The following is a 13,850-nucleotide window of genomic DNA, read 5'->3' as shown; positions in this document are numbered from 1 at the left end:
GAGGCGCAATAAATGCGTGAAGAAAGACATGATTGTTATATTCTGCGGCAACAATAGCGTTAGCCAGGGCCTGACCTCATGGAGTTGCTGCAATCAATGCGCCTATTCGCCAGGCTTGCCGACCTTGGCAGTTTCACAAAAACTGCCGAGTCGCTGGACATCGGGCGCCCCCAGGTCACCCGTTCGATTCAGGAGCTGGAGACATCATTGGGTGTGCGCCTTTTCCAGCGCACGACCAGGAAGGTGGCGCTCACCGTCGAGGGCGAACGATTCTATGGGCGGGTACAGGAGATTCTTGCGGACATTTCTGCCGCAACTTCAATGTTCGACCGCACCGGGGCAACGCTTACGGGCCGACTTCGCGTCGATATCCCGACCGCTTTCGCACAAATGGATTTCATCAGAAGCCTGAAAGCGTTCACCAGCACCTTCCCAGGCATCAACGTGATACTGGGCGTGACCGACCGAGCCGTTGACTTGATAGGAGAGGGCATCGACTGTGCGTTGCGCATAGGCGATTTACCGGACTCGACATTAGTCGCTCGCCCGGTTGCATTGGCGACGATGGTGACGTGCGCGGCGCCCGAGTATCTCGCCAGGCACGGCGAACCCGAGACACTCGGCGACCTAGTCTCCCATCGAGGCGTGAACTTCTTGTCCGGTCAGAGCAACAGGCCGTTGTCCTGGCATTTCATCGTAGAAGGTCAGGATCGAGCGTTTGTAAGTAATCCCGCCATCACCGTCACCGAATCGAATGCATACGTGCAGTGCGGTGTGTCGGGCTTCGGAATAATCCAGGCGCCAGGCATCGCTGTGGCCGGGTATCTGGAAAGCGGCGCTTTGGTGGAGATTCTAAGACCCTGCCGACCAGCTCCTCGCCCAGTGTCGTTGCTGTACCCAAGCCGGACGCACCTAGCGCCGCAAGTGCAGGTTCTTCTCGAATGGCTGCAAGCGCACTTTGTTCAGCTTCATCCCGAGTGGCTGGAACGGTAGAGCGTTCAGGAACATCTTGAGCCCGTCAGGACATACCAGATAGTCAGGCTGTCATGGCGCGATTCAACGCAACGATTTGCTCATGTGAAAACTGACTGCCGGGCGCCATGAACCTGGCGATCAACGCGTCGCGATTTTGCGCCGCCCGAGTCTTGTCAGCCGCATCCAGCGCCAATTCCAACGCCGGCAACGTCAACTCGGTGCAGTAAGCCGGTGTGCCTGGCTGCTGACGCCAGGAGTCTTCAAGGCTGCCAGCGACAAAGGCGCTAAAGCCGGTGTCCTCGACAAGATCCTGCGCAATCGCCAAAGCGGCGGGATCGCTCCCTGCCACAGGTAACGCTATGCGTGTCGAGGACCCGGCTGGCTGGCCTTTGTCGGCGAGCGTGGCGGCGAGCAGGGCGTTCCAGGCCTTGATGACCGGGCGGCCAAGCTGTTCGCTGACCCAGATGCTCTCGGGCTTGCCGTCATCGACGTCCTTGATCGCCCCGTCACGGCCTGGATAGTAGTTGGAGGTGTCGATGACGACGGTCTTTTCAGGGACGTTACTGAATGCCTGCCCGAGTTCGGGGTATTTGGCGAACGGGATCGAGAGGATAACCGCGTCCACCCCAGACACAGCCTCTTCCCTGGTCACCGCCTTTACACCGATTTCGTTGGCGAGTTTCTGTAGGCTTTCAGGGCCCTTCGAGTTCGCCAGCTTGATTTCATGGCCGCACGCAGCGAGCTTGCGGGCAAGGGTGGCGCCAATGTTGCCCGCGCCGATAATTCCGATCTTCATTTCGATGGCCTCGCATAAAAAGCTTTCAAAATTTTCATCATTCAGCTGGCGCTTTGTATCCCGCCAGCATTTTCAGAACCTCGTCATGTGTACCATTCGCTTCAGCAAACCGTAATGGCTTGGCGCGCTCGACGACAAGTTCCTGTGGCGTCGGAGTGATGGCGAGGAGTTCGAAGATTTCATCCAGGAACTGCTCCAGGGGCATGGCGTGTTCGTCGTTTTCCTGCCCAAGCAAAGTGGTACGCACACCCGGCGGCGCAAGCTCGATGACTTCGACCGAGGACGCCTCCAGCTGTACTCGAAGACTTTGAGTGAAGGAGTGCACGGCCGCTTTGGTTGCGCTGTAGGTCGGCGTCGCCGGCAGCGGGACGAATGCCAGGGCGGAGCTGACATTCACAAGCGTTGCGCTGGGCTGTTTGATCAGATGCGGGGTAAATGCGTACACCATGCGAATCGTGCCGAGCAGGTTGGTGGTCACGATATCTTCGGCGGTGCTCAGATTGTCCGGCGCAGTCAGGTCCTCCCATTGCATGATGCCTGCGTTGTTGATCAGGACGTTCAGGTTCGGATGGCTGATCGCAAGGGTTTCACTGGCATGCAGGATGGATTGTGGATCGCAGACATCCAGCAATATCGATTCGATACCCGGATGTTCCGACACGACTTTGTCGAGCAGCGCCTTGCGACGTCCCGCGATGATTACCTTGTTTCCCGCCTCGTGAAGCCTGAGCGCAAGGCCAAGGCCTATGCCTGAAGTGCCGCCAGTGACCAGGATCGTGTTGCCAGTGCGGTTCATAGTAAACTCCGGTGATGAAATTCAAGCGGACAGCTGTCCACTTACGCAACGTACCGGACAGCTGTCCGCTTAGCAATGCATTCAAGGAAAATTTTTGCTCATGCCTGACGAACTGGTGATGCGTGCTGACGCCAAGAAAAACCGTGAACGGATACTGGAGGTCGCCGTAACAGAGCTGACCCTCGATCCCGCGGTCCCGCTGAGCACGATCGCGAAGAAAGCCGGGGTAGGCCAGGGCACGTTCTATCGCCACTTCGCCACCCGCGAAAAATTGGTATTCGAGGTCTATCAATTCGAAATGCAGCAGGTGGCTTCGTTGGCGGAACAACTGCTCGCCACGAAACCACCGAAGGAGGCCCTTCGGGAATGGATGGACCGCCTCGCCGAATATGCGATGACCAAGGCTGGACTTGCGAGTGCGATACGCCAGGCCGCTTCTGCCTATGAGTTTCCCGGGAAGTCGGGATACGCGCCGATGCTGGCGGCGGCAGAATTGCTCTTGAGGGCTAACGAAAAGGCTGGAACGATTCGTAGCGGAGTGACGAGCGACGACTTTTTCCTGGCCACTGCCGGAATCTGGCAAATGGATTGCCAGAGCGAATGGCACCCACGTTTCTCCAGATTGATGGACCTGGTCATGGATGGCCTGTGCGCGGGCAGCCCTGAAAGCCTGAAGAGGAATAACGACTAGTTCTCGGATCTCAAGGCATCGGCAAACCCTTGGTGCGGGAGGGGCTGGCGCTCCAAATACGCGGCGCTTACTAAAAGGGCCGCTACGCAGCCCAGCGGGAGCAAGCTCCCTCACCACGGTTCTTGAATCAGGGGAGTCAGAACGCCGGGACTGCTTCCTCGTGCTCAACTGTGGATGGGGAATACCGCGGGTAATCGGTGAATCCTTGTTCATTACCGCCGTACAGTCCGGCGGCATCAAGAGCGTTGAGCGGCCAGCCATTGGCGATACGCTGGGGCAGGTCGGGGTTGGCGATAAACGGCCGGCCGAATGCGACCAGATCGGCCAGGCCCGACTCGATCAGGCGCGCCCCGCGGTCAGCGGTGTACAACCCGGCATAGATGATCCGACCGGTGAAGGTGCTTCGCACCTCGCGCCGAAACGCCTCGGGCAGGTCCGGCGCATTCGGCCAGTCGGCTTCGGCGATCGACAGGTAGGCGATGCCTGCCTGTTCAAGCACCTTGATGGCTTCGATGTAGGTCAGGTGCGGGTCGTCCTCGACGAAGCCGATGTACACGCGGTCTTCTTCGGTGCTGGTGAACAGCGGCGTGAAGCGCACGCCCACGCGGTCGGGCCCGACCACGGCGCTGACGGCCTGGACCACTTCGCGCAGGAAACGCAGGCGGTTATGCAGCGAGCCGCCGTAGTCATCGGTGCGCTGGTTGGCCTGGGCGGAAATGAACTGATTGACCAGATAACCATTGGCCGCGTGGATCTCGATGCCGTCGAAACCGGCCGCCAGGGCGTTGCGTGCGGCCTGGGCGTAGAGTTCGACCAGCGCCTTGATCTCGGCGACGCTCAGCTCGCGCGGAGTGGAGGGTTCCACCAGCGTGCCGGTGCCGGGACCGGTTTCGATAAAGGCTTTGACCTTTTTCGCCTGGATCGCCGACGGTGCGACAGGGGCGGCGTTGTCCGGTTGCAGTGCGCTGTGTGACACGCGACCGACATGCCAGAGCTGGGCAAAAATCACCCCGCCCTCAGCGTGAACCGCTTCGGTGACGGTGCGCCAGCCATCGATCTGCGCCTGGCTGTAGATGCCCGGCGTCCAGGCATAGCCCTTGCCACGGGGTTCGATTTGGGTGCCTTCGCTGATGATCAGGCCGGCACTCGCGCGCTGTTGGTAATAGCGGGCCATGAGCGCGGTGGGCACGTCACCGGGCTGGCCGCTGCGTTGACGGGTCAGGGGCGGCATGACGATGCGATTTTTCAGGGTCAGTGGGCCTAGCGAGGTGTGTTCGAACAGCGAACTGTGTTTCATGAAAATATCCCTTGGTGCCGAACTATCGGCGCGATAAGGGCGGGAGACCTGCGACGTCTCCCGCGGCGACAGGCTCAAGCCTGGTTCAGCAGATCGATGAGAACCTTCGCGGCTTCGCTTGACGAACCCGGGTTCTGACCGGTGATCAGCAGACCGTCACGCACCACGTAGGAGGACCAGTCAGCGCCTTTCGAATACAGGCCGCCGTTGGCCTTGAGCATGTCCTCGACCAGGAACGGCACGACATCGGTCAGGCCTACCGCGGCTTCTTCGGTATTGGTGAAACCGGCAACTTTTTTGCCCTGCACCAGCGGAGTACCGTCAGGCTTTTTCACGTGGCGCAGCACGCCAGGCGCGTGGCACACCAAGGCAACCGGCTTGCCGGCGGCCTGGAAAGACTCGATCAAGCGGATCGAGACCGGGTCTTCGGCCAGGTCCCACAGCGGGCCGTGGCCGCCTGGGTAGAAAACCGCATCGAAATCGTCTGGCGAGACGCTGTCCAGGCGCACGGTGCCGGCAAGCAAGGCGGTCGCTTCGGGGTCGGCTTCGAAACGCCGGGTCAGGTCAGTCTGAAAGGACGGCTCGTTACTCTTCGGATCAAGCGGTGGCTGCCCACCCTCAGGCGAAGCCAGAACGATCTCGGCCTTGGCGTCGAGGAAGGCGTAGTAGGGCGCCGCCAGCTCTTCGAGCCAGAAGCCGGTCTTGCGGCCGGTGTTGCCGAGAGTGTCGTGCGAGGTCAGTACCATGAGAACTTTCATTGCGGTTTTCCTGTTTGAGAGTTGTGCTGCGCTAGTTTGAATAGACCAGTCGTCTAGACGTCGGGCAAAAAAACAAGCTGCAAAAGGCGTCGCCCAAACCTCTGGGAGGGTGGCTTTCTCGAGCTGCTGCTTGGCGATGCGTAGAACGTGTGGCTACCTTAATTTCAAATTAGACCAGTCGTCTAGTAATATTTTTTGTTTTTTCGCATCACGGTTTTTTTGGAGGAGGGTGCAGGCAGGCGAAAGCTGCGTAGGGCAAGCTTCAGGAGAGTAGGGATAGGCAGATTTTGATCCAGGAGGCAGCGGTATCGATCAGGTAAGGCTGAGAATCTGGCGAGTCGTCGCCATCGCCGTCTCGAAAGGCTGGACACTCTTGGTGATCTTGACCATGACACTGGCGCCGACCCACAGCTGATAGAGACTTTGCGCGACCGCATGAGGCTCGGCAACGGACTCCAGCGAGCCTTCGGCGATTCCGGTCTCGATCGCCACGGCCAGGCGGTCGGTGATACCCGCTGTGCCGCGCTTGAGCACCGCGCGCATCGCCTCTGAAAGATCGGCGACTTCCACGCCCAGCTTCACCGCCAGGCATTTGCCCTGGCAATCCTGGAACGATTGAGTCTGTTGCCAGATGTCCCAGTACTTCATCAGACGCTGAGCCATCGTCAGGCCAGGCAGGGCGAGAACCTCGTCCAGCTCCGCCAGATAGCTCGCGAAATAGCTTTCAAGCAATGCCTCGCCGAAGGCATCTTTTGAGCCAAAGTAGTGGTAGAAAGATCCTTTTGGCACACCCGCAGTGGCCAGGATTTCATTCAGGCCCACGGCGGAATAGCCTTTGGCGGCCATGATTCGTTGGCCTACATCAAGGATTTCCTGGCGGACGTCGGAGGTTTCGCGGGTCTTTGGGCTGCTCATGGGGTCGATCTTATTCTCTACTAGACGATCAGTCTACTATTGCTCATCCGCTTGATCGTTTGCCGCCATCGGACTGCCCATGCGTTGCGCGTCCCAGACCGTCATGACCTGCGTAACCGCGGCGTCCAGGGTCTCAAGGGAGGCGCCGTCGCGCGCCAATACCGACAGGCCCAACAGGAAACTGTCGAATACCGCGGCCAGGGCCTCCGAGGCCACTGTTGCCGGCAGTTCTCCGGCGGCGATAGCGCGTTCTATACAGGCCTTGATTCCGGCACGGTTGGCGGTTCTTGCCTCAGCAAGCGGCCGGGAGATGGCTTTGCTTTCTTCCGAGCAGGCACTCAGATAACCCAGTGACACCAGGCAGCCTTTGGGATGGTCTGTCTCGCATTGCATTTTCGCCGAGCGACGCAGCGTGCGTTCGATTGCCTCCCTGGGGGGCAGGGTGGAATCGAACAGGCTCTCCATCACCCTGCCATGGGTAGTCAGGTAGCGTTCCATCACTTCGTTGAACAACGCTTGCTTGGAGCCGAACGCTGCATAAAAGCTCGGTGCGGTGATGCCGCCACCGATGTTGGCCTTGAGCTGGCTGAGCGACGTCGCATCGTAGCCGTGCTCCCAAAACAGATGCAGTGCCTGCGTGATTGCCACGTCACGGTCAAACGTGCGCGGCCGTCCCATCTGAGCCATGAAAATACTCCTCTCGAGTTACATAAATACTAATCGATACAAAAGTGGTTGACCAGCGGAGCAACGCCTCCCTAGTATTTATACCGATCGATATATAACTCAGGGAGCATCGAATGGTTACCAACGAACAACAGGGCGCAAAGCTGCCCTATGGAGCACTGCTGGCGCTGGCAATGACCGGATTCATCTGCATCGTGACGGAGACGCTGCCGGCAGGTCTGCTGCCTGAGATTGGCGATGGCCTGAGCGTATCACCCTCCCTGGCCGGGCAGATGGTGACGGTGTATGCGCTCGGCTCACTACTGGCAGCCATCCCGCTGACCATCGCTACCCAAACCTGGCGCCGCAGGACGGTGCTGCTTCTCACCGTGATCGGTTTCCTGGTTTTCAACTCCATCACCGCGCTGTCTTCCGTTTACTGGCTGACCCTGATCGCACGTTTTTTCGCCGGTGTTTCGGCGGGGTTGGCCTGGAGCCTCATCGCCGGTTACGCACGGCGCATGGTCGTCCCGGCGTTGCAGGGGCGCGCCTTGGCGGTAGCGATGGTCGGCACGCCCATCGCGTTGTCGCTGGGCGTGCCCCTGGGAACCTGGCTTGGCGGGGCGATAGGGTGGCGCATGTCGTTTGGTGTGATGTCCGGATTGACCCTGGTGTTGATCGCTTGGGTGCTGATCAAAGTGCCGGACTATCCAGGTCAATCTTCCTCCCAGCGCCTGGGCTTGCGTCAGGTCTTGTTCACGCCTGGCGTGCGCGCCGTGCTCGGCGTTGTGCTGACCTGGATGCTGGCCCACAACATTCTCTATACGTACATCGCGCCATTTGTCTCCGGCGCAGGGCTGGGCCGGCATGTCGACCTGGTCCTGCTGGTCTTCGGTGTCGCGGCGCTGGCTGGCATCTGGATCTCGGGGCGGCTGGTCGATCGCCATTTGCGCGCGGCGGTGTTGGTCAGCCTTGCCACCTTCGCTGCCGTGGCGGTCTTCCTCGGAATGTTTTCAGCTTCCGCCGCAGCGATCTGTCTCGGCGTTTTTATCTGGGGGCTGACCTTCGGCGGCGCCGCAACGCTGCTGCAAACGGCCTTGGCCGACGCAGCGGGCGAGGGTGCCGACGTTGCGCTGTCGATGAACGTGGTGGTGTGGAACAGCGCAATCGCCGGCGGCGGGTTATTGGGCGGAGTGCTGCTTGGCCAATGGGGCGTCAGCACTTTTCCCTGGATATTGCTGGTGTTGCTGCTCGCCAGTTTGTCGCTTGCGTTTCGAGCGCGGCTGCATGGCTTTCCGCAGGGTGAAAGATATGCCGGTCAGGGCGCAGCCGCGCATTGATTGGCTGAACGGGTTCAAGGCTTCAGCACCACCTTCACGCAGCCGTCTTTTTTGTCCCGGAAGGTCTTGTACATGTCCGGGCCGTCTTGAAGGCCCACGGTGTGAGTGATGACGAAGCTTGGGTCGATCTGCCCCTCCTGGATGCGCTGGAGCAGATCATCGGTCCAGCGGTTCACATGGGTCTGGCCCATCTTGAAGGTCAGGCCCTTGTTCATGGCGGCGCCGAACGGAATCTTGTCGATCAGGCCGCCATAGACGCCGGGGATGGACAAGGTGCCGGCGGGGCGGCAGACGTACATCATTTCCCGCAGCACGTGGGGGCGGTCCGACTCGAGCATTACCGCTTGCTTGACCCGATCATAGATGGAGTCGAACGAGCGAGTTGCGTGGGACTCCATGCCTACCGCGTCGATGCATTTCTCCGGTCCCTTGCCTCCCGTCAGCTCGGCCAGGCGGTCCAGCACGCTTTCATCATCGAAATTGATGGTGATCGCGCCACCGGCCTTGGCCATGGCCAGGCGCTCGGGCACGTTGTCGATGCATACCACCTGTCTGGCCCCGAGGATCACCGCGCTGCGCACCGTGAACTGGCCTACCGGGCCGGCGCCCCAGATGGCCACGGTGTCGGTTGGCTGGATATCGCATTGCACCGCGGCTTGCCAGCCAGTGGGGAAAATGTCGCCAAGAAACAGCACTTGCTCATCGGTCAGGCCGTCCGGAATGACCACCGGGGTGAAGTCCGCATAAGGCACACGCACGTATTCGGCCTGGCCACCGGGGTAGCCCCCGGTCAGGTGGGTGTAGCCAAACAGGCCCGCCGTGGTGTGACCGAAGGCCTTGTCGGCCAGGTCCTTGTTGCGGTTGCTGCGCTCGCACACGGAGAAATTACCCCGCCGGCATTGATCGCACTCACCGCAGCAAATGGTGAAGGGGACCACCACGCGATCGCCGATCTTCAACTTCTTGTTGGCCGAACCGACTTCCACCACTTCGCCCATGAACTCGTGGCCCATGATGTCGCCATGCTTCATACCGGGCATGAAACCGTCATACAAGTGCAGGTCCGAGCCGCAAATGGCGCACGAAGTGACTTTGATAATCGCGTCTCGCGGATGTTCTATCGTCGGGTCGGGGAGATGGTCATCACAGCGGATATCTTTTTTTCCATGCCAGCGTAACGCTTTCATTTGATATACCTCCGGGGGTGAATCGGTACGCTAGCCACCAGGTCATTCCGTCGCGCACCTGTTGATGTTTTCGGTCGAAGGAGAACCCCACAAGTTCAAATCTTGTTTCCATGGATGAACAAGAACGCGATAAACGGCGAGGCGTGCCACGAAGTGAAAGGCGCGAGAACCACGCCCGAGCCAAGGCGTCAGATACGCAGAGACGGCTGTCCGGGTATTGCATTCAGGCTGGCGGATCTGAGGTAAACGGCTACGTTGTAGAAGGCAAAATTCTCGGGGAATCCCATCGACACTGTGAGGCTCAGCATGACCAGCTCAAACATCAGCGTTGGCGCGGCGCTACGTGCCGGTACCGGCAAAACCTTCGTGGACCTGGACGGTTATAACGACACCGCCAAGATAGCCGTGGGGCCGGACGGCAAGATCTGGCTTGCCGGGATGACCTGGGTGGAAACTGGCCAGTGGGAGTACGAAGGCTACAGGACTTCTTTGCTGCGTCTTAACGCCGACGGCACGCTCGACAGCACTTTCAGCGATGATGGTAAAACCCTGCTGCCTCGCGACATCTACCCGGGCGAAGGCTATAGCGCAGCGGTACAGGCCGATGGCAAGTACCTGATCGTCTATCCACATTTTTCGGCGCCGAGCATCGTCATGGTCCGCCTGAACACCGACGGTTCGGTGGATCAAAGCTTCGGCGTCAATGGAACGGCCACCGCTCCGGCAGCTTGGGGTGATTCCGCCAGCGCGACCGTACAGCCTGACGGCAAGATCCTCGTGGCGAATCATGACTCTTATGATCAGATTTTTTCCGTCAATCGCTTCAACCCCGACGGAACGGTCGATTCCAGTTTCAATGGCGGCAGTGCCGTGGAGTTCACTATTCCGGGCATCAGCACATTGGAGGGCTTTGGCCTGACGCTGCAGGCCGATGGAAAAATCCTCGTGCCAGGCTACAACGGCGCGTTTGTGGTCGCGCGGTTGAATCCTGACGGGTCTCTCGACACAGGTTTTGGCACGGACGGCACGGCCGACATTGAAGTAGCTGGCATGGCGAAATCGATTACCGTGCAGGCCGACGGCAAGATACTGGTAGCGGGTTACAACGAGGAGGAGGGAACCGGATTCGACTTCAAGATCATCAGGCTGAACCAGGATGGAACCTTCGACGCAGGCTTTGGCGACAATGGCATCGCTGTACTCGATCTGACCGGTGGCAGGGATACGGCCCGGGACATCACCGTGCTTGCGGACGGTAAAATCCTGGTAGCCGGGCAGAGCAATTATTTTGGTAATGATGACTTCAGCATCATCAGGCTGAATCCTGATGGAACCCTGGACACCACCTTCGGCGCGCTAGCCGGTGTGTTGCCGCAAATTGATGGAAGCGCGGGCGCCGATGTTCTTTATGGCTCCTACGTCCCGGAACTGCTCACTGGACATGACGGCAACGACCTGCTCGACGGAGGAGGGCAGCGTGATGTTCTCCATGGCGGTGCCGGCGCCGATGTGTTCCGAATCAACTCCATCGGTGACAGCTACCGCACCGACTCTCAGGCCGTGAGCGATCGCATCGTTGATTTCGATCCCGGCCAGGACCTTATCGACCTGTCCTCCTTGGGCTTCGGCGGACTGGGCAATGGGCTCGACGGAACCCTGGCGGTCTCTGTCAATGACAGCGGAACCCGCACCTATCTGAAAAGCTATGAAGCGGACGGACAGGGCCATCGTTTCGAACTGACACTCAACGGCGATCTCTCTCAAGTTCTCAACGAAACCAACGTGGTGTTGAGTCGCACGCTGATCCAGGGAACGGAGTCGGCCGATCGGCTGAAGGGCTCGGCGGCGGGCGATGTGCTCATCGCCGGCGGCGGCGACGATGTCGTCTCTGGCGGCTTTGGGCACGATGTTATTGATGGAGGATCGGGGCGCGACGTGCTGACAGGAGGTGAGGGGGCCGATGTGTTCCGCTATGGATCCCTGGGGGACAGCTTCCGTACGGCGGATGGAAATTTCCAGGACCGGATTGTCGACTTCGACCCGGATACCGACAAGATAGACGTCTCTGCGCTAGGCTTCACCGAGTTAGGGAACGGCTACAACGCGACGCTGACGGCCGTGCTGAGTGAGGACGGCCAGCGAACCTTCCTGAAAAGCTACAGCGCCGACGAACAGGGGCGTCGGTTCGAGATCACGCTGCAAGGCGATGTGGTGGCGCAACTTGGAGACGATGATTTTATCTTCGCTTCGGGCGATGAGCCTTTTAACGAGCTGCAGCTTCTGGGGGTCGCTGCGCCTGAGCAGTTTGGGTAATCCTCCCCTCGACAGGCTGAACCACCTCCGTTGAACTTCCCCGAAAACAAACCGGCCCCTGCCACGGGGCCGGAAACGCTCTCGCCGATATCCAGATGAACCAACGCAAGGAACAGCGCTCAATGGATTGCATCATCCGAAAGGCAACGAGTGCCGACGCCACGGCAGATAATCCTGCCCTCATCAAAAAAACCTCAAAGCAATCTTAAATGCCAGAATCTCCTGGTTAGATCGTTCTGGAGATCCCCATGCTTCACGCATTCGAACAACGGCTCGACCCTTTTCCGCCTGACGAAGTCCCACCGCCACCAGATGGCCTGGCGCGGTTTTTGTGGGCCTGCACGCGGGGCGCCCGCGGCTACATCCTCGCTTTCGCGCTGCTCAGTGCCGGCGTGTCGATCTATGAAGCCTGGCTGTTTTCATTTCTCGGACAGGTCGTCGACCTGCTCTCGACCTGGCAGGCCGGCGGCGATGCGGCGGGGCAGGAGAGTCGAGTGCTGTGGGGCATCGGCATCATGCTGGTGACCAGCATCGGCCTGGTCGCGTTGCGCACGATGGTGCAGCACCAGGTACTGGCGATCAACCTGCCGTTGCGGCTGCGCTGGGACTTTCATCGGCTGATGCTGCGGCAGAGCCTTTCGTTCTTCTCGGATGAGTTCTCCGGCCGGGTCACCACCAAGGTGATGCAAACGGCGCTGTCGGTGCGCGAGGTGCTGTTCACCCTCATCGAGATCGTCCCCGGAATCGGCGTGTATTTCATCGCAATCATCGCCCTGGCCGGCGGCTTTGACCTGAAGCTGATGTTGCCTTTTATCGCCTGGGTGGCATTGTTCGGCCTGGCCATGCGCTACTTCGTGCCGCGCCTGGAGAAAGTGGGGCAGGAGCAGGCCAACGCGCGGTCATCAATGACCGGGCGGGTCTCGGACGCCTACACCAACATCACCACCGTGAAGCTGTTCTCCCACTCCAAACGCGAAGCACACTTCGCCCGTGCGGCCATGGAAGACTTCAAGCAAACCGGCTTTCGCCAGATGCGCCTGGTCAGCCAGTTCGAGATCGTCAACCAGGCACTGGTGGTTGCCTTGATCCTCGGGGCCGGCGGTTACGCCCTGTGGTTATGGCACCAAGGCGAAGTAGGCACCGGCGCCGTGGCGGCGATCACCGCCATGGCGTTGCGTATCAACGGGATGTCGCACTGGATCATGTGGCAAATGACCTCGCTGTTCGAAAACATCGGCACTCTGCAGGACGGCATGGAAACCTTGACGCGGGGGCCCAAGGTTCAGGATGCGCCGGACGCCAGCGTGCTGGTTACCACCGGTGGTGCGGTGACCTTCGACAATGTCAGCTTCAATTACAACGGCGAACGCCAGGTGCTCGATGGCCTGAGCCTGAACATCCGGCCGGGCGAAAAAATCGGCCTGGTGGGTCGCTCCGGTGCCGGCAAATCCACTCTGATCAACCTGCTGCTGCGCTTCTATGACGTGGACAGCGGTGAGATTCGAATCGATGGGCAAAACATCGCGCAGGTCACGCAAGACAGCCTGCGCAGCGCCATCGGCATGGTCACCCAGGACACGTCCCTGTTGCACCGGTCCATCCGCGACAACATTGCCTACGGCCGCCCCGACGCCACCGATGAGGAAATACGCAATGCCGCAGCCAGCGCCCAGGCCGATGGGTTCATCAATCAACTGAGCGACAAGCAAGGCCATAGCGGTTACGACACCCTGGTGGGAGAGCGCGGCATCAAGCTTTCGGGTGGCCAGCGTCAACGCATCGCCATTGCCCGGGTCATGCTCAAGAACGCCCCGATCCTGTTACTGGACGAGGCCACCAGCGCACTCGATTCGGAAGTCGAAGTGGCCATCCAGGAAAGCCTCGATGAAATGATGCAGGGCAAGACCGTGATCGCCATCGCCCATCGGCTGTCCACGATCGCGGCGATGGACAGGCTCATCGTCATGGATGAAGGGCGGATCATCGAACAAGGCACCCACGCCGAATTGCTCGGGAAGAACGGCACCTACGCGCGATTGTGGCATCACCAGAGCGGCGGGTTTCTGGGGGAGGACCAGGGAGTGGTCGAGGCCGTGGAGTAGGCGAGGGCGATGGC

At 59.9% G+C, this 13,850-nt stretch carries 12 protein-coding genes; 5 read left to right on the top strand and 7 right to left on the bottom strand.

Features of this window, described 5'->3' with window-relative positions; genetic code table 11:
• Window positions 1–78 precede the first annotated feature (78 nt).
• Window positions 79–993: a LysR family transcriptional regulator gene (locus PSH78_RS13075; protein ID WP_305501057.1), complete on the top strand. Its 915-nt coding sequence runs from the start codon at window positions 79–81 to the stop codon at window positions 991–993.
• Window positions 994–1,036: 43 nt separating this feature from the next.
• On the opposite strand, the gene PSH78_RS13070 is transcribed toward PSH78_RS13075, so the two are convergent.
• Window positions 1,037–1,771, bottom strand: a complete 735-nt coding sequence (locus PSH78_RS13070; RefSeq protein ID WP_305501055.1) for an NADPH-dependent F420 reductase — start codon at window positions 1,769–1,771, stop codon at window positions 1,037–1,039.
• 37 nt (window positions 1,772–1,808) lie between these two features.
• Window positions 1,809–2,567: an SDR family oxidoreductase gene (locus PSH78_RS13065; protein WP_305501053.1), complete on the bottom strand. Its 759-nt coding sequence runs from the start codon at window positions 2,565–2,567 to the stop codon at window positions 1,809–1,811.
• Window positions 2,568–2,667: 100 nt separating this feature from the next.
• Here PSH78_RS13065 and PSH78_RS13060 point away from each other — a divergent pair, with 100 nt between their 5' ends.
• Window positions 2,668–3,258: a TetR/AcrR family transcriptional regulator gene (locus tag PSH78_RS13060; protein ID WP_305501051.1), complete on the top strand. Its 591-nt coding sequence runs from the start codon at window positions 2,668–2,670 to the stop codon at window positions 3,256–3,258.
• 136 nt (window positions 3,259–3,394) lie between these two features.
• Here the strand turns inward: PSH78_RS13060 and PSH78_RS13055 are convergent, their stop codons facing one another.
• From PSH78_RS13055 to PSH78_RS13040, 4 genes are all read right to left on the bottom strand, one after another.
• Window positions 3,395–4,555 (bottom strand): alkene reductase, encoded by a 1,161-nt coding sequence (locus PSH78_RS13055; protein WP_305501049.1) that lies wholly within the window; start codon window positions 4,553–4,555, stop codon window positions 3,395–3,397.
• A gap of 74 nt (window positions 4,556–4,629) precedes the next feature.
• Window positions 4,630–5,313 (bottom strand): type 1 glutamine amidotransferase domain-containing protein, encoded by a 684-nt coding sequence (locus PSH78_RS13050; protein WP_305501047.1) that lies wholly within the window; start codon window positions 5,311–5,313, stop codon window positions 4,630–4,632.
• 312 nt (window positions 5,314–5,625) lie between these two features.
• The gene (locus PSH78_RS13045) at window positions 5,626–6,228 is read right to left on the bottom strand and encodes a TetR/AcrR family transcriptional regulator (RefSeq protein ID WP_305501046.1); all 603 of its coding nucleotides are present in this window, start codon (window positions 6,226–6,228) and stop codon (window positions 5,626–5,628) included.
• A 36-nt stretch (window positions 6,229–6,264) separates the two neighbouring features.
• Window positions 6,265–6,915, bottom strand: a complete 651-nt coding sequence (locus PSH78_RS13040) for a TetR/AcrR family transcriptional regulator (protein WP_305501044.1) — start codon at window positions 6,913–6,915, stop codon at window positions 6,265–6,267.
• Between the two features lie 113 nt (window positions 6,916–7,028).
• Between PSH78_RS13040 and PSH78_RS13035 the strand changes: the two genes are divergently transcribed.
• A complete protein-coding gene (locus PSH78_RS13035) occupies window positions 7,029–8,234 on the top strand; it encodes an MFS transporter (RefSeq protein WP_305501042.1) in 1,206 nt (401 codons plus the stop codon).
• Between the two features lie 14 nt (window positions 8,235–8,248).
• On the opposite strand, the gene PSH78_RS13030 is transcribed toward PSH78_RS13035, so the two are convergent.
• Window positions 8,249–9,421 (bottom strand): zinc-dependent alcohol dehydrogenase, encoded by a 1,173-nt coding sequence (locus PSH78_RS13030; protein WP_305501041.1) that lies wholly within the window; start codon window positions 9,419–9,421, stop codon window positions 8,249–8,251.
• Between the two features lie 306 nt (window positions 9,422–9,727).
• Between PSH78_RS13030 and PSH78_RS13025 the strand changes: the two genes are divergently transcribed.
• Both PSH78_RS13025 and PSH78_RS13020 read left to right on the top strand, forming a co-directional pair.
• Window positions 9,728–11,734 (top strand): M10 family metallopeptidase C-terminal domain-containing protein, encoded by a 2,007-nt coding sequence (locus PSH78_RS13025; protein ID WP_305501039.1) that lies wholly within the window; start codon window positions 9,728–9,730, stop codon window positions 11,732–11,734.
• A 248-nt stretch (window positions 11,735–11,982) separates the two neighbouring features.
• Window positions 11,983–13,836, top strand: a complete 1,854-nt coding sequence (locus PSH78_RS13020; protein ID WP_305501037.1) for an ABC transporter ATP-binding protein — start codon at window positions 11,983–11,985, stop codon at window positions 13,834–13,836.
• Window positions 13,837–13,850 lie beyond the last annotated feature (14 nt).

Origin of the sequence: Pseudomonas sp. FP198, assembly GCF_030687895.1 — a bacterium.
Taxonomy (GTDB): domain Bacteria; phylum Pseudomonadota; class Gammaproteobacteria; order Pseudomonadales; family Pseudomonadaceae; genus Aquipseudomonas.
This window is presented reverse-complemented; position numbering and strand designations above follow the sequence as displayed.